Here is a 16256-nt window from a genome sequence, read left to right on the forward strand (position 1 = left end):
CATGTATGCCATCCGTCTGGCTCTATCGAGCCTTTTGCTCGCGTGCTCTGTGGCGCACGCCTACCCCGACAAACCCATCAAGCTGACGGTGCCGTTTCCCGCCGGCTCGCAGACGGATCTCGTGGCGCGTTTAGTGGCTGAACGCTTGGGGGCCGAATTGAAAGGCACCGTCGTCGTCGAGAACAAGCCCGGGGCATCGGGCACCATAGCCGCTGCGTCCGTGGCAAAGGCCGCGGCCGACGGCTATTCATTGCTGATGACTTCGGCCGCCTTGCAGGCCATGAACTACAGCCTGCTCAAGCAGATGCCCTATGCGGCCGCCGATTTCGCGCCCATCGGCAAGGTCGCCTCGACCGGCATGGCGCTGATGGTGAAAGCCGACAGCCCCGTCAAGACCGTGGATGATCTGGTGCGGCGGGCCAAGGCGCAGCCGGGCAAGCTCTCGGCCGGCTACGGCTCTCCCGGCGCGCAAATCGCGCTGGCCGTGCTGAAGCACGACGCAAAAATGGAGGTGCTCGATGTCCCTTACAAGGGCATTCCAAACGCCGTCACGGATATGCTCGGCGGGCAGATCGATTTCACTTTCGTCGATTTCGGCAATGCCATCGCCCAATCGAAGGGAGGAAACGCGCGCGCATTGGGCGTTACTCCGCATGAAGGCTCCCGGCTCATGGAGGGCGTCCCCGCATTGGCGGCCACCTTCCCCAATTATTCCATCGCCAGCTGGTATGGCGTCATGGCGCCGGCGGATACGCCGAAATCCGTCCTCGCCACGCTGGACGCCGCGCTTCAAAAATCCATGTCCGGCCCCGAGGTCGCCGCCAAGATGGCATCGATAGGCGTGGAGCCCGCCCTGATGAACGCCGCCGAGTTCGGCCCTTATATCGACCGTGAAATCCAGTCGTGGGCCAAAATGATTGAAATCGCTCAAATTCCAAAACAGTAAGGAACGCTATGTCCGACATCATCGACTTTCGCACCCGTCCGCCCGCCCTGTCGTTTCTCGATGCGCGCATCTATACGCGGCCCGACATCCGCAACCGGTTCACGAAACAGATAGGCTACGAGCCGGCGCCGTCGGCGGAGCAGAAATCCATGGACTTGTACTTCCAGGAGGCAAACGCGGCGGGCATCGTCTATGGCGTATGCGTGGGCCGCAACACCACGCTGCTGGGCGCGGTTTCCAACGCCGACGTCGCGGCGATCGCCAAAGACTATCCAAACAGGTTCTGTCCGGTGGGGTCCATAGAAAGCCCGACGATACGCGGCATGCTTCAGCAATATCAGGAAATCCGCGATCTCGGCATGACCGTGCTCAATCTCGAGCCGGGCGTATGGGCGCAGCCGCTTTATGCGGACGACCGCCTGCTCTACCCCTTGTACGAGCGCTGCGAAGCGGACGGCACGGTGCTGCTGCTGATGACCGGCGGCAACGCCGGCCCCGACATCAGTTACACGGATCCGCAGCACATCGATCGCGTGCTGGCCGATTTCCCCGCCTTGCAAGTCGTGGCCACGCATGGCAACTGGCCGCATGTCCAGGAAATCATTCATATTGCTTTCCGCCGACCGAACTTGTGGCTGAGCCCCGATATGTACTTGAATGAAGCGCTTCCAGGCCTGGACGAATACCTGGCGGCCGCCAAGGGTTTCCTGCAAGACCGCTTCCTGTTCGGAACCGCGTATCCCATGGCGCCGATGGTGGAGTATTGCCAATGGTTCACCGGCTTGCCGATCGCTGCGCCGATAATGGATAAAATCCTATATCAAAATGCTGCGCGCCTTTTGCAGCTGCAACCGGCAACAGGCAATTAGAAACCAGGCCGTCCGCAGTGAGTGGGCGGCGCCCACTCGAGGGTTCACCCGCTTTGAGTTCGTCCGAAAAAACCCGCCGCGGCATACAGTCGATCGAAATAGGCAGCCATTTGCTCAAGACGCTGAGCGACCATGGCGAACCCATGGCCCTCCGCGACTTGGCGCTTGCGTCGGGCGTCGCCGCCGGAAAGGCGCATCCCTACCTGGTCAGCTTCTGCAAGGTCGGCTTCGTCACCCAGGACCCCGCATCCAATCGCTATGAGCTCGGGCCGCTTGCGCTCGAGCTCGGCCTGGCCAAGCTGCGCCGGATCGACGCCGTCAAGGAGGCGTCCAAAGTGGTTGGCGAGCTGGCTGCCGCGACCTCGCAAGGCGTCGCGGTGGCGGTATGGGGCAATCTCGGCCCCACGATCGTGCAACTGGAAGAGCCGGCGCGTCCGCTGCACGTCAACCTGCGCATCGGCACGGTGATGTCCTTGCTGCACACCGCCACGGGCCGCCTCTTTGCCACCTACATGCCGCCCCGGGTCATAGAGGATGTCCTTGCCGCCGATTCCATGGGCCTGCATTACAAGAACCCGAACGACGCGCACTCCGATACCTCTTTGCAGAAGGCGACCGAGGAAGTCCGGAGGCGGGGCCTTGCGCGCGCGCTGGGGCAGCCCATTCCCGGCATCAACGCGTTTTGCGCTCCGGTGTTCGATGCCAATGGGCGCATCGCGCTGGGAATATTGATCATGGGTGCCGCGCCCGGCTTCGATAGCGATTGGGACGGCGACATGGCTCGGCGACTGCTGGCATGCGCGGCCCAAGTCTCGAAGTCGCTGGGCTACAAGCCCGCAAAAACCACGGACTAACCCTTATTGCCTATCGGTTCTACCTGCGTTTACGATGCGGTTCAACCTATAAGGCACACCGGTATAACCGAACCTGGAAAATGGTTCTACCGGGGTAGAAACGAGGTAGTCCATGGACTTTTCTGCTGTTCAAAAACAGGCCGGCGCCGGGGCGCCCGCCCGGGCGAAGCGGGGCGCGCGGGTGCCTTGGCCGCGCCTGCTGCACCGGGCGTTCGTCGTCCTGATGTATTTATTCATGCTGAGCCCGCTGATCTTCGTGGTCTGGCTCAGCTTCTTCAAGGATGCGATCCTCTACTTTCCGCCATCGGGTTATACCCTTTCCTGGTATGCCAAGGCGATCACGGATTCGGCCTTCGTCAACGGCTTTTTGACCAGCTTCCAGGTCGCGGCGATCGCGTCGGTATGCGGCGTGGTCCTGGGCGTCGCCGCCGCGCTGGGCATCATCCGCTATCGCTTCCGGGGCAGCGATTCGGTCAACACCTTGCTGCTGTCGCCCTTGCTGATTCCCGGCATCGTGGCGGGCGTGGCCATTTACCTGGCCTATCTGCGGGTGGAAAACATATTGGACATGGACGTGGTCGGCACCTACGGCGGGCTGGTGCTCGCCCATGTCTGCCTGACCATACCCTGGACGGTGCGCCTGGTGTCCGCCAGCATGCACGGGCTCGATCCTTCCATCATCGAGGCGGCGCGGAACCTGGGCGCGCCGCCTGGTGTGGCGTTCCGCCGGATCACCCTGCCCATGCTCAGGCCCGCCATCGTCGCGGCTTCCCTTTTCAGTTTCGTGGTGTCGTTCGAAAACCTGGAGCTCTCCCTGTCGCTGGTCGGCCCGGGGCGCACCACGCTGCCGATCGCCATCATGCAGTATCTGGAATTCAATCTCGACCCCACGATTGCGGCCGTTTCGGCCATACAGATCCTGTTGCTCGGGGTGGTCATGCTGGTCACTGACCGGTTCGTAAAACTCAGTCAGGTGGTTTGAACATGGCAAAAGTAACTATTGATCGCTTGAGCAAGCAGTTCGGTTCCTCCGTGGCGGTGGCCGATTTCTCACTCGAAATCGAAGACGGCGAGCTGGTCGCCTTCCTCGGCCCCAGCGGCTGCGGCAAGACCACCACCCTGCGCATGATCGCGGGCTTCATCGAACCCACCGCGGGCACCATCCATATCGGCGACGAAGACGTCACCCGCATGCCGGTCCACAAGCGCAACACGGGCATGGTGTTCCAGCGCTATGCGCTGTTTCCGCACATGACCGTCAGCGAGAACGTGATGTTCGGCCTGGAGATGCACAAGATCCCCGTGGCGGAGCGCGACAAGCGCGTGCGCGAGGCGCTGGACATGGTGCGCATGACGCAATATCGGGACCGCTACCCCAGGCAGCTGTCCGGCGGGCAGCAGCAGCGGGTGGCGATTGCGCGCGCGCTGGTCATACAGCCGCGCGTCTTCCTGCTGGACGAACCCTTGTCCAACCTGGACGCCAAGCTGCGCCTGGACGTGCGCGAGGAAATCCGCGCCCTGCAGCGCGACCTCGGGCTGACGACGATCTTCGTGACGCACGACCAGGAAGAGGCGCTTGCCATCGCCGACCGCATGGCCATCATGTATGACGGCAAGGTGCAGCAGATCGGCACGCCCGACGCTCTGTACGAGCGGCCCGACAACATCTTCGTGGCGGACTTCCTGGGCAAGATGAATTTCTTCGACGGCTCGGTCCGCGAGCCGGGCCGCTTCACCACGGCGTCCAGCCAGCAGATCGTCGTGCCCGCCGCCGGGGCCGCCACCCGCAGGATAGGCGTGCGCCCGGAAAGAGTCCGGCTCGAGGGCGAGCCGCAAGGGCCCAATGCGCTGGCGGGGGTGGTCGATTCGGCGGTCTACCTGGGTTCCATTCTGGACGTGCGCATCAAGCTGGATACGGGCGAGTCGGTCAGTTCGCAGCTGTCCAACGCAAGCGGCCATTTGCGCGCCTATGCGCCGGGCACGCGCGTGCATGCGTGCTTTCAGCCCGAAGACTGCGTCGTTTTTTCGGAATGAGGCCGGAGTCGCTCATGGATGTCGATATCAAGGGCAAGTCCGACAAGCGCCGCGGCGCCAGCCTGGCGTTTCCGGCGTCGGTGCTGGTGCTGGTGATCATGATCGTGCCGATCTTGATGCTGTTCCGGTACAGCTTCAATCATTTCGATGCGGCGATGATGGTGGAAGGCTTCACGCTGGACAACTACGTCAAGTTCTTCCAGGACGCGTATTACCGCGACGTCTTCTTCAGCACCGTCTATGTCGCGGCCACGTGCACGGTGCTGTCGCTGGTGCTGGGCTTTCCGGTCGCCTATTTCCTGGCCAAGACGCAGAGCCGCTACAAAAGCCTCTTCATCATCCTGCTGGTGTTTCCCTTGATGGTCGGGAACGTGGTGCGCGCGGCGGGCTGGATGGTGATTCTGGGCAACGCCGGCTTCGTGAACTTCATTGCGCAGAAGCTGGGCCTGGTGGATGCGCCCATGCAGATCATGTATACGCCGCTGGCCGTCATCGTCGGCACGACCGGCGTGGTCCTTCCGTACCTGATCCTTACCTTGCAGAGCGTGCTGGAAGGCATCGATTTCTCCATCGAGGAAGCCGCCCAGAGCCTGGGCGCCAGCTTCTTCACGGCGTTCAGGCGGGTGGTGCTGCCCATCGCCGCGCCGGGCGTCGCGGCGGGCACCCTGCTGGTGTTCATTCTTTGCATGAACGCCTATGCCACGCCGGTGCTGCTGGGCGGCACCGGCATCACCATGATGGCGCCGGCGCTCTACGACCAGATCACCAAGGCGGCGAACTGGCCGTTCGGCGCGACGCTCGCCCTGGTGCTGGTGGTCGCCACCCTGCTGATGGCCCTGTTTTCCAACTGGCTCATACACCGTCGCTACGTGAGGACGATGGTGTCGTGATCCATCCACGGTTTTGCTGAAGCTCAAGGAGTCAAGTCGTGAGTGCTGTACTTTTCAAGAATGGGAATTTGCTGGATCCGACGCAGCCCGAACTGCTCGAAGGTTATGACGTGCTGGTCGAAGACGGCAAGATCAAAGAGGTGTCCGACAAGCCGCTGTCGTCGAGCTCGGCCCGGGTGATCGATGCCGCCGGCAAGACCGTCATGCCCGGCCTCATCGACCTGCATGGCCACGTGATGGCCACGCAGTTGAACCTCAGCTCCCAGGGCTTCCTGCCGGATGCGCTGGTGATGATGCGCGCCGTGCCCATCATGTCCGCCATGCTGCGCCGCGGGTTCACCACCCTGCGCGACGCCGGGGGCGCGGGCTGGGGGCTGAAATGCGCGGTGGAAGAAGACACCATCGTCGGCCCGCGGCTTTTCATTTCGGGCCGCGCCCTGAGCCAGACCGGCGGGCACGGCGACCCGCGCCAGCGTTCCGACCAGCTGCGGCCCATGAGTTTTTGCGGGTGCTGCTTCCGCGCCGGCGACATCGGCCGCGTGGTGGACGGCGTCGACAACGTGCGGCGCGCCGTGCGCGAGGAATTCCAGATGGGCGCGGACCAGATCAAGATCATGGCGTCCGGCGGCGTGGCGTCGCCCACCGATCCGATCGCGGCCTATGGGTATTCCGAAGACGAAATCGCCGCCATCGTCGACGAGGCGCGCAGCAGGCAGACCTACGTCATGGCGCACTCCTATACCGCCGATGCGATCGAGCGCGCCGTGCGCAACGGCGTGCGCACCATCGAGCACGGGAACCTCATCGACGAGCGCGTGGCGCGGCTGATGGCGGAAAAGGGCGCTTATGTGGTGCCGACCCTGGTGACCTACGAGGCCTTGGCCAACGAAGGCGCCACCTATGGCCTGCCGGCGGACAGCGTGGCCAAGATCGCCACGGTGCGCACCGCGGGGCTGGAGTCCCTGCAGCTTTACAAGCGGGCGGGCGTCAAGATGGGCTTCGGCAGCGATCTGCTCGGGCCGTCGCAGCGCCTGCAAAGCGACGAGTTCCGCATCCGCGCCGAGGTCCTGTCCAACTTCGAAGTCATCCAGAGCGCCACGCTGATCGGCGCCGAAGTCCTGAACATGCAGGGCCGTCTGGGGCAGCTGGCCGAAGGCGCCATGGCCGACGTCCTGGTCGTGGACGGCAATCCCTATAAAGACATCGGCTGCCTGCTGGGGCAGGGCGACCATATCCCATTGGTGATGAAAGGCGGAAAGATCTATCACGACGAACTGGCTTAAGGCCTGAATCATCATGGCAAGCACTAACCTGGGCGTGAAGGTGGACAGCTCGATCCGGAATCGGCTGAAGAGCGCGTCCGAGCTGGTGGGGCGAACGCCGCATTGGCTGCACAAGCAGGCGCTCATTTCATTCCTGGAACAGATCGAACGGGGCCGGCTTCCGCCGGCCGCGGGAGAAGGCGGGGACGACGGCCCCCTGCCGCTTGCCGACGAGGCCGAATGGCACAACGCCCCGCCGTTCTTCATGTTCAGCCAGGACGTCCGGCCGCAGTCCGTATTGCGCGCGGCCATCACCTCGGCCTATCGCCGGGCCGAGCCCGAATGCCTGCCGTTGTTGCTGGAACAGGCGCAGGTGCCGCGCAAGGACGAGGTGCGCCGGCTGGCCACGGAGCTGGTGACGGCTTTGCGCAAGAAGCGCGCCGGCCGCGGGGTCGAGGCGCTGATCAAGGAGTTCTCGCTGTCCAGCCAGGAAGGCATCGCATTGATGTGCCTGGCCGAAGCCTTGCTGCGGATTCCGGACCGCGCCACGCGCGACGCCCTGATCCGCGACAAGATCTCGAAGGGAGACTGGAAGGCGCACATCGGCGGCTCCTCGTCGCTGTTCATCAACGCGGCGGTATGGGGCCTGCTCATCACCGGCAAGCTGGCGTCCGTCAATAGCGAGCAGCGGCTTTCCAAGGCGTTGTCGCACATGATAGGCAAGGGGGGCGAGCCCTTGATACGCCAGGGCGTCAACATGGCGATGCGCATGATGGGCGAGCAGTTCGTATCGGGCCAGACGATATCCGAAGCCATCGCGAACAGCCGCAAAATGGAAAGCAAGGGCTTTCGCCATTCCTACGACATGCTGGGCGAATCGGCGACGACGGCCCAGGACGCGGAACGCTATTACCGCGCCTATGAGCTCGCCATCCATGCCATAGGCAAGGCGAGCGCGGGGCGCGGCATCTATGAAGGGCCGGGCATATCGATCAAGCTGTCGGCGCTGCATCCCCGCTATTCCCGGCGGCAGCACGACCGGGTCATGGACGAGCTCTATCCCCGTCTGCTGGAGCTGACGAAGCTGGCGCGCCAGTACGACGTGGGCCTCAATATCGATGCGGAAGAGGCCGACAGCCTGGAGATCTCGCTGGACCTGCTCGAAGCGCTGTGCGCCGAGCCCGACCTGAAAGGCTGGAACGGCATCGGCTTCGTCATCCAGTCCTACCAGAAGCGGGCGCCCTATGTGATCGACTACATGATTGACCTCGCGCGGCGCAGCAGGCGCCGCCTGATGGTCAGGCTGGTCAAGGGCGCCTATTGGGACACGGAGATCAAGCGCGCCCAGGAATCGGGGCTGGAAGGCTATCCCGTCTACACCCGCAAGGTGTACACCGACGTGTCCTACCTGGCATGCGCGGCCCGGCTGCTGGCCGCGCCGGGCGAGATCTACCCTCAGTTCGCCACCCATAACGCCTATACGCTGGCGGCGGTGTACTACATGGCCGGCGAGAACTACTACCCGGGGCAATACGAGTTCCAATGCCTGCACGGCATGGGCGAAGCCCTTTACGAAGAAGTGGTCGGGCCGGTATCGCAATCCAAGCTGAATCGCCCCTGCCGCATCTACGCGCCGGTGGGCACGCACGAGATCCTGCTGCCCTATCTGGTGCGGCGGCTGCTGGAAAACAGCGCGAACACGTCGTTCGTGAACTTGCTGAGAATGGACGGCATCACCACGGAACAGCTGGTCGCCGACCCGGTGGACGCGGCCAAGGCCTTGTGGCCGCTGGGTGTTCCCCATGAGCGCATTCCCTTGCCGCGCGATCTTTACCGCGGCGACGGCCAGGCGCGCCTCAACGCGCAAGGCATAGACCTGACCAACGAGCATAGGCTCGGTTCCCTGGCGGCGGCCCTGGCCAACAGCGTCAACCGGCAATGGAAAGCGGCGCCCATGCTCGGCGACGGCGAGGGCTGGGATCCCGATCGGGCGGAACCCGTGATCAATCCCGCGGATCATCGCGACATCGTCGGGCATGTCGTCCATGCCGGCCTGGACGAGGTGGCGCGCGCCCTGGAGCAGGCCGCCGGCCCGGGTTCGGTCTGGCAGGCCACGCCCGTCGAAGAGCGGGCGCAATGCCTGCGCCGCGCTTCGGACATGCTGGAAGGCGACATGCAATCGCTGATCGGGCTCATCGTCCGGGAAGCGGGCAAGCCCGTGGCCAACGCCATGGAGGAAGTCCGCGAGGCCGTGGACTTCCTGCGCTATTACGCGGACCAGATCGAGCGCGAGTTCGGCAACGATACGCACCGCCCCCTGGGCGTGGTCGCGTGCCTCAGCCCCTGGAATTTCCCCTTGGCCATATTCATGGGCCAAGTGGCCGCGGCGCTGGCGGCCGGCAATACCGTCATCGCCAAGCCGGCCGAGCAAACCCCGCTGATCGCCGCCCAGGCGGTGTCCATACTGCGCGCCGCCGGGGTTCCGGATGCGGCGGTGCAATTGCTGCCGGGCGACGGCGAGACGGTGGGGCAGGCGCTGGCGGCGGCGAGCGTGGTGGGCGGCGTGGCCTTCACCGGCTCGACGGACGCGGCCCGGCATATTGCCCGGACGCTGTCCACGCGCCTGTCCGACCACGGCGGCGTCATTCCTTTCATCGCGGAAACCGGCGGGCAGAATGCCATGGTCGTCGATTCCTCGGCGCTGCCGGAGCAGGTGGTGCTCGATGTGCTGGCGTCGGCGTTCGATTCGGCGGGGCAGCGCTGTTCCGCGCTGCGCGCGCTGTTCGTGCAGGAAGACTGCGCCGACAAAATACTGCACATGCTGGAAGGCGCCATGCGCGAGCTCGCCGTCGGCAACCCCGACCGGCTCTCCGTCGATGTGGGGCCGGTGATCGACGCCGACGCGAAGGCGCGCATCGAGGCGCACATCCAGGCCATGCGCGCGGCGGGCTGCCGTGTGGAGCAGCTGCCGTTGCCGCCCGAGGCGCGCCATGGCACGTTCGTCCCGCCCACCCTCATCGAATTGCCCAGCCTGGACATGCTGACGCACGAGGTATTCGGCCCGGTGCTGCATGTCCTGCGCTACCGGCGCGAGGAAATCGGCACGGTCATCGACGCCATCAACGGCACGGGATACGGGCTTGCGTTCGGCGTCCACACCCGCATCGACGAGATGGTGGCATACGTGAGCTCCCGCGTCCGGGCCGGAAACATCTACGTGAACCGCAGCATCGTCGGCGCCGTGGTGGGCGCGCAGCCGTTCGGCGGGGAAGGCCTGTCCGGCACGGGACCCAAGGCGGGCGGTCCCTTGTATCTGTACCGATTGCTGTCGCGCCGGCCGGCGCACATGCCGGCCGGCATCGAGCTCGCCGCCGGGCTGCCGCAAACCGTGCAGCTCCCCGGGCCGACCGGGGAGCACAATACCTATACGGTGGTTCCGCGCGGCGCCGTGCTGTGCCTGGCCGCCAGCGAGGAAGGCGCGCGGCGGCAATGGGAGGCATGCCGGCTGACGGGCAACCAGGCCTGTTTCGTGGACGTCCGGGCCGCCCGCGCTGCACTGGGCGCGCAGGGCGCCGAGCAGGACGGCGTGAGCTGGGTCGCCATGGACCGCATCGATGCGGCGCCCGTCGACGCGGTGCTGTTCGAGGGCGACAGCGACGCCCTGCGCGAGCTGAATCGGCGGCTGGCCCTGCGGGACGGCCCGCTGCTTCAAGTGCAGGGCCTGACGCCGGAGGCGATCCGCGACGGCGCGCAATACTTGCCGGAACCGCTGCTGCGCGAGCGGTCCCTGAGCGTGAACACCACGGCGGCCGGCGGCAACGCCGGCTTGATGGCCATAGGCTGAATCATGGAAACAGGAACTCGGAAATGAGCAAACCAGACAACCCCTACATCAATTCATTGCCCGGCGAAGAAATGGGCGACCTGAACGCCAGCAAAGGGTGGCGCCCGCCGGTGCCGGCCACCGGCCGGGATCGCGGCGCGGGCCCGTTCAAGCGGCTGGTGCTGCGCGGCGCCACCATCATCGACGGCACCGGAGCGCCGCCCTGGGGCCCCGTGGACGTCGTGATCGAGAACGACCGCATCGCCGCGCTGGCGGGGGTGGGGGCGTCGCTCGACACCATCAACCAGGACCGCAGGCCGGCCGCTGGCGATTTCGAGGTGGATTGCCACGGCAAGTTCGTGATGCCGGGACTGGTCGATTCGCACGCGCATATCGGCACGCCCTACCATTCCATGTGCGGCGTCGAGCCGCCCGCCGACTACATTTACAAATTGTGGCTGGCCCATGGCGTGACGACGGTGCGTGAAATGGGCGGCCTGAACGGGCTCGGCTACACCATGCAGCAAAAAGAGGCATCCGCCCGGAACGAGATCGCCGCGCCCAATATTCTGTCCTATGCCTATTTTCCGGCGGTCAACGACCGTGTCAAGACGATCTACACGCCCGACCAGGCGCGCGACTGGGTGCGCAAGCTGAAGAATCGGGGCGCGGACGGCATCAAGTTCTTCGGTGCGCCGCCGACCATCATGCAGGCGGCGCTCGACGAGGCAGCCAAGCAAGGCCTGCGCTCGGGCTGCCACCATGCGCAGATGGCGGTGACGCGGGTCAACGCGCTGAAGTCGGCGACCTGGGGCTTGACGAGCTCGGAACACTATTACGGCCTGCCCGAAGCCTTGTTCGAGTCCAGGGTGGTGCAGCAGTTTCCCACCGACTACAACTACAGCGACGAATACTTTCGTTTCGCGCTGGCCGGCCAGACCTTCAAGCAGGCGGCCCAGCCCGGCAGCCCGAAATGGAAGGAGGTCATGGAACGCTTCCTGGAGTTGGGCCATACCTTCGTGCCCACCTTCAACATCTATGATGCCAATCGCGACCTGATGCGCGCGCGCCGGGCGGACTGGCACGACGACTACACGTGGAAGGCGATCTGGAAATACTTCCAGCCGCAGCGGGGCGGCCATGGGTCCTACTGGTATCGCTGGAGCACCACGAACGAGATCGAGTGGAAGGAGAACTACCGGCTCTGGATGCAATTCATCAACGAATACAAGAACCTGGGCGGGCGGGTCTGCGCCGGCAGCGACAGCGGCTTCATTTTCCAGATCTTCGGTTTCGGCCTCATCCGCGAGCTCGAACTGCTGCAGGAAGCGGGGTTCCATCCGCTGGAGGCCTTGCGCGCCGCCACGTCGCTGGGGGCGGAATTGCTGGGCATAGACCAGGACACCGGGTCGGTGGACGTCGGCAAGCGCGCCGACCTGCTGGTCATGGATCACAACCCGCTGGAAGACTTCAAGCTCCTGTATGGCACCGGCGCATGGCGCCTGAACGACCAGACAGGCCGGCCCGAGTGGGTGCGGGCCTTGCGCTATACCATCAAGGCGGGGCTGATTTTCGACGTGGACGAACTGCTGGCGGACGTGCGCAAGCTGGCCGACGACAGCTGGGGCGAAGACGGCGACCAAAGGCCTCCCCATGCCCGTTGAGCTTTTCATCCTTGCCGGCTTCCTGGGCAGCGGCAAGACCACGCTGCTGCTCGACCTGCTGAAGTCGGACAGCCAGGGGGAAACCGGCGTCATTGTCAACGAGGCCGGCGAGATCGGCGTGGACGGCGTGGTGGTGAAAGACGGCGCCGACGACATCCCGCTGACCCTGCTGTCGAACGGCTGCGTGTGTTGTTCCCTGCGCAGCAGCCTGGTGCTGACGGTGGGCGCCATGCTCGACGCGCCCAGGCCGCCCGGCGCGCGCCCGCTGCGCCGCATCGTGCTGGAGACCAGCGGGTTGTCCCGCCCCGGCCCCATCGTGGCGTCGCTGGCGGATCCGGAACTCGCGCGGCGCGGCATACGGGTGACGGTGGTCAGCACCTACGATTGCGTGCGCGGAGCCTTGAACGTCGATGAGTTCGACGAGGCCGCGGCGCAATTGGGAGCGGCCCAGCGCGTCATGCTCACCAAGCTCGACCTGGTTGCGCCCGAGGCCGCCCGCGCGCACATCGAAGTCATCCGGGGCGTCAACCCCCTTGCGCAAATCGTTGCGGATGCCGACCGCGCCGCGGCGGTGCGCCAGGCCTTCGCCGACAGCGGCCCGGCGGGCCCGGCCGAGGGCACCGTGCAAGGCCTGTTCGGCGGCGCGCCGGCCAAGGCCCACCCGCGCATCCACGTCATGGCCGGCGCCTTGCGCGCGGGCGCGTCCTGGGACGACGTGGCGATGTGGCTGGACGACCTGGCTTCGATATGCGGCGATAAACTGCTGAGAGTCAAGGCGGTCCTGAAGGTCGCCGACTGCGCCGAACCCATACACATCCAGAGCGTCGGCGCCACGTTCGGCGCGCCGCGCCGCCTGGTGGGCCTGGCCGCCCATGAAGACATATGCGTGGTCATTGCCCGCGATATCGACGCCGGGGACATCCAGGCGGCTTTGCCGGACGCGCCCATCGCATTAAGCAACACGAAGCATTCAGCCGTAGCTCAACGCAGCAGCAAGGTTTTCGCCTGACGCTGCCGCATCATTTAACTTTTCTCACTACATGAGAGGCAACCATGCTAGAAAAAGAATTGAATCGACGCAAATTCATGAAACAGGCCGCCGGCCTGGTTCTGGTGCCTTCACTTCCCATGATCCCCGGACTGGCCCACGGCCAGGCCACGGATGTGGTGGTGGGCACCTGGGGTGGCGACTACCAGAACCTGCTGCAGAAGTTCATTGCGCCCATCGTCGAACCCATGGGCATCAAGCCGGTCTACGATACCGGCAACGCAACCGCGCGCAACACCAAGCTGAAGGCCGAGCGCAATTCCCGGCGCGGGTCGATGGACGTGGCCATGCTGGGCGACCTGGACATGTACGACGCCAGCACGGCGGGAGTGCTGGAGCCGGTAACGGCCGGCAACGTGCCCAACCTGGCCAACACCATTGAAACGTTCCGCACGCCGTATTCCATTCCGCACATCTTCAGCGCGATGGTGCTGGTGTACAACAAGGACAAGGTGCCCACGCCGCCCAAGTCCTTCAAGGACACCCTGGACCCCAAGTACAAGGGCCGGGTGGGATTCTCGGACATTCTCTACAACTTCAACACCTTGTTCGCCGGCCTGGCGGAAGGCGGGAAGGGCGACAGCTTCGAGCCGGGATACAGCTTCCTGCGCAAGCTGAAAGGCAACCAGCCCAAGGTCTTCCCGTCCAACGAAGCGGTCGCGGCGGCCTTCAAGTCGGAAGAGATCTGGATTGCTTGCATGTGGAAGGCGCGCGCCCTGCAATGGCGCGACGCCGGCCTGCCGCTGGAATTCGTCATTCCCGAAGAGGGCGCCATCCCGGTCACCTTCGAAGGTGCGGTGCCCAAGAACAGCCGCAACAAGGCGGCCGCGCTGAAGTACCTGAATGCCTTGCTCGAGCCCGAAGGCCAGCTGCGCTTTGCGGAAACCATGGGCTATGCGCCGACGGTCAAGAACGCGACGCTGCCTCCGGACCTGCAGAAGCGGGTGGGCTTCACGCCCGAGGAACTCGCCCGTATCCATCCCTACAACCTCGAAGCGCTGGCCGCGCAGCGGGCGGCCAGCCTGGACTTCTGGAACAAGGAATTCAAGGCGGGCCTGTAAACCCGTTCAGCCGACCGGAAGCCGGATTCCCTACGGAGCCGGCTTCTTCTTTTCAGGCGCCGGGCCCCGCCGTGGGTCCGGCGCCCAGGATCGCCTTCTTTATTTCTGGAGCAGACCATGGCCCGCCGTCCCGAACGCAAACTGCCGAAAGCCAACGCAATGATCACCGCGCCGCAGCCCGAAGCGGTCTCCGCCGGCGCGGACGTGCTGCGTTCGGGCGGCACCGCCGTCGATGCGGCGATCGCCTGCGCCATGACGCAGGGGGTGGTGGATCCGCTGATGTGCGGCATAGGCGGATTCGGCATGCTGCACGTGTACGACCCCGCCACGCAGACAGGCAAGGTCTATGAAGGCTTCGGCGGCTGTCCGCTGGAGTCCCGGCCGGACATGTGGCGGGACATCGCATTGGGCGTCACCACCGACGGCTTCGGCTTCATCGTCAAGGACTTCGTCAACGAAGCCGGCGCCCAGTCCGTGACCGCGCCCGGCCTGCTCAGAATGCTGTCGCAGGCGCATGCGGACCACGGATCCATGCCTTGGGCCGATTTGTTCACCCCGGCCATAGCCTGGGCGAAAGAAGGCTGGCTGCTGCGGCCGCACGTCTACACGGTGTTCACCCAGAACGAGCGCAAGTACGGCCGCATGAACTACGGCGACAAGCTTGGCCTGACGCCGGACGGCCGGCGCATCTACCTGAACGAAGACGGGTCCTACAAGACGCTCGGCTCGACCATACGCAACCCGGACTTGGCCGCCACCCTGGAAGTGCTCGCCCGCGAGGGCGCGGAAAGCTTTTATACCGGCTCGATCGCTTCTCACATCATTGAGGACGTGCGTAGCCAGGGGGGAATCCTTACCGCCGCCGATCTGGAGCAGATCGCCGTGGAAATCACCCGTCCGCTCTCCTTCGGCTATCGAGGATGGCGGGTCGACGCTCCCTCGCCGCCAGGAGGCGGCATACTCGTCGGCCAGATCCTTCGCATCGCCGAACAGTTCGACCTCGCCTCGCTGGGGCACAACTCCACCGAATACATCCGTGTTCTGGCCGAAGCCATGAAAATAGCCCTGCGCGACAAAGAGCAATTCATCGGCGATCCGAAGTATTCCGACAACCCCGTCGACCGCCTGCTATCCGATGAGTATGTCCGGACCTGCGCGCAAGCCATACGTTCGGGCGAAAAGGCGAATATCGAGCGCGCCAAACCGGCGGAGTCGCGCCACACCACGCATGTCTCGGTCGTGGATGCACGAGGCATGATCGCCACCATGACCCACACCCTGGGAAATCCTTCGGGCTTCATCGTGAAGGACACGGGATTCATGCTGAACGGGGCCATGAGCACCTTCGATCCCATGCCGGGCACCCCGAACTCCATCGTTCCCGGCCGGCGCCGATACTCGTCCATGGCGCCCAGCATCATCTATGACGGAAACGATCCCGTCCTGACGCTGGGCGCTCCCGGCGCGTCATGGATAGGCCCGGCCGTGGCGCAAGTGATCCTGAACGTATTGGAATGGGGCATGGACATTCAGGAAGCCATCAGCGCGCCCCGCATGGTTTCCACCAGCAACGCCATAGACATCTCCAACCGCATTCCCATGCCGGTGCAGAAAGGACTCGAACAGCTGGGCTACGAAGTAAGGCGCAGCCACCTGAGCTACGCCTTCGCCGCCGTGCATGGCATCACCCGCTTCGACGGAGAACTCCGAGGCGGCGCCGACCCGCAGCGGGACGGGTATGCGGAAGGGGTGGTGGTGCCGTGAGGGCCGTTTGGGCCTCGCAAGGACGATGCGGTTGGGCCTAA

Annotated in this window: 12 protein-coding genes; all 12 read left to right on the top strand. The window is 64.8% G+C overall.

The genetic code is table 11. The annotated features are described in order from the left end of the window. The first annotated feature begins 1 nt into the window (after position 1). The 12 genes from H0A72_RS10215 to H0A72_RS10270 all read left to right on the top strand — a co-directional run bounded on the left by H0A72_RS10215 (position 2) and on the right by H0A72_RS10270 (position 16215). Positions 2 to 946 (top strand): tripartite tricarboxylate transporter substrate binding protein, encoded by a 945-nt coding sequence (locus H0A72_RS10215; protein WP_180154991.1) that lies wholly within the window; start codon positions 2 to 4, stop codon positions 944 to 946. 8 nt (positions 947 to 954) lie between these two features. Beyond that, positions 955 to 1815 carry an amidohydrolase family protein gene (locus H0A72_RS10220; RefSeq protein ID WP_180154992.1) on the top strand — a complete coding sequence of 287 codons (861 nt, stop codon included), beginning with the start codon at positions 955 to 957 and terminating at the stop codon, positions 1813 to 1815. Between the two features lie 53 nt (positions 1816 to 1868). Further along, positions 1869 to 2669 carry an IclR family transcriptional regulator gene (locus H0A72_RS10225; protein ID WP_218953266.1) on the top strand — a complete coding sequence of 267 codons (801 nt, stop codon included), beginning with the start codon at positions 1869 to 1871 and terminating at the stop codon, positions 2667 to 2669. A gap of 223 nt (positions 2670 to 2892) precedes the next feature. Beyond that, positions 2893 to 3651 carry an ABC transporter permease gene (locus tag H0A72_RS10230; protein WP_246436958.1) on the top strand — a complete coding sequence of 253 codons (759 nt, stop codon included), beginning with the start codon at positions 2893 to 2895 and terminating at the stop codon, positions 3649 to 3651. A gap of 2 nt (positions 3652 to 3653) precedes the next feature. Continuing rightward, on the top strand, positions 3654 to 4703 hold the full coding sequence (locus H0A72_RS10235) for an ABC transporter ATP-binding protein (protein WP_180154994.1): 1050 nt from the start codon (positions 3654 to 3656) through the stop codon (positions 4701 to 4703). 14 nt (positions 4704 to 4717) lie between these two features. Further along, entirely contained in the window at positions 4718 to 5593 is an 876-nt protein-coding gene (locus H0A72_RS10240; RefSeq protein WP_180154995.1) for an ABC transporter permease, read from the top strand. Positions 5594 to 5631: 38 nt separating this feature from the next. Then, positions 5632 to 6876 carry an amidohydrolase family protein gene (locus H0A72_RS10245; RefSeq protein ID WP_180154996.1) on the top strand — a complete coding sequence of 415 codons (1245 nt, stop codon included), beginning with the start codon at positions 5632 to 5634 and terminating at the stop codon, positions 6874 to 6876. Between the two features lie 13 nt (positions 6877 to 6889). Next, positions 6890 to 10699 (top strand): trifunctional transcriptional regulator/proline dehydrogenase/L-glutamate gamma-semialdehyde dehydrogenase, encoded by a 3810-nt coding sequence (gene putA / locus H0A72_RS10250; protein WP_180154997.1) that lies wholly within the window; start codon positions 6890 to 6892, stop codon positions 10697 to 10699. Positions 10700 to 10722: 23 nt separating this feature from the next. Next, positions 10723 to 12342, top strand: coding sequence for an amidohydrolase family protein (locus H0A72_RS10255; RefSeq protein ID WP_180154998.1), 1620 nt, complete (start codon positions 10723 to 10725; stop codon positions 12340 to 12342). Beyond that, positions 12332 to 13351: a CobW family GTP-binding protein gene (locus tag H0A72_RS10260; RefSeq protein WP_180154999.1), complete on the top strand. Its 1020-nt coding sequence runs from the start codon at positions 12332 to 12334 to the stop codon at positions 13349 to 13351. Before H0A72_RS10255 ends, H0A72_RS10260 begins: the two co-directional genes overlap by 11 nt. 44 nt (positions 13352 to 13395) lie before the next feature. After that, a complete protein-coding gene (locus tag H0A72_RS10265; RefSeq protein WP_180155000.1) occupies positions 13396 to 14451 on the top strand; it encodes an ABC transporter substrate-binding protein in 1056 nt (351 codons plus the stop codon). 117 nt (positions 14452 to 14568) lie between these two features. After that, positions 14569 to 16215: a gamma-glutamyltransferase family protein gene (locus tag H0A72_RS10270; protein ID WP_180155001.1), complete on the top strand. Its 1647-nt coding sequence runs from the start codon at positions 14569 to 14571 to the stop codon at positions 16213 to 16215. Positions 16216 to 16256 lie beyond the last annotated feature (41 nt).

This window comes from Parapusillimonas granuli (assembly GCF_013416525.1).
GTDB lineage: Bacteria > Pseudomonadota > Gammaproteobacteria > Burkholderiales > Burkholderiaceae_B > Parapusillimonas > Parapusillimonas granuli.

Bases quoted from the DNA above. Each gene is read 5' to 3' on its own strand.
- H0A72_RS10215 (WP_180154991.1), top strand. From the start codon at position 2: ATGTATGCCATCCGTCTGGCTCTATCGAGCCTTTTGCTCGCGTGCTCT.
- H0A72_RS10220 (WP_180154992.1), top strand. From the start codon at position 955: ATGTCCGACATCATCGACTTTCGCACCCGTCCGCCCGCCCTGTCGTTT.
- H0A72_RS10230 (WP_246436958.1), top strand. From the start codon at position 2,893: ATGTATTTATTCATGCTGAGCCCGCTGATCTTCGTGGTCTGGCTCAGC.
- H0A72_RS10235 (WP_180154994.1), top strand. From the start codon at position 3,654: ATGGCAAAAGTAACTATTGATCGCTTGAGCAAGCAGTTCGGTTCCTCC.
- H0A72_RS10240 (WP_180154995.1), top strand. From the start codon at position 4,718: ATGGATGTCGATATCAAGGGCAAGTCCGACAAGCGCCGCGGCGCCAGC.
- putA (WP_180154997.1), top strand. From the start codon at position 6,890: ATGGCAAGCACTAACCTGGGCGTGAAGGTGGACAGCTCGATCCGGAAT.
- H0A72_RS10255 (WP_180154998.1), top strand. From the start codon at position 10,723: ATGAGCAAACCAGACAACCCCTACATCAATTCATTGCCCGGCGAAGAA.
- H0A72_RS10260 (WP_180154999.1), top strand. From the start codon at position 12,332: ATGCCCGTTGAGCTTTTCATCCTTGCCGGCTTCCTGGGCAGCGGCAAG.
- H0A72_RS10265 (WP_180155000.1), top strand. From the start codon at position 13,396: ATGCTAGAAAAAGAATTGAATCGACGCAAATTCATGAAACAGGCCGCC.
- H0A72_RS10270 (WP_180155001.1), top strand. From the start codon at position 14,569: ATGGCCCGCCGTCCCGAACGCAAACTGCCGAAAGCCAACGCAATGATC.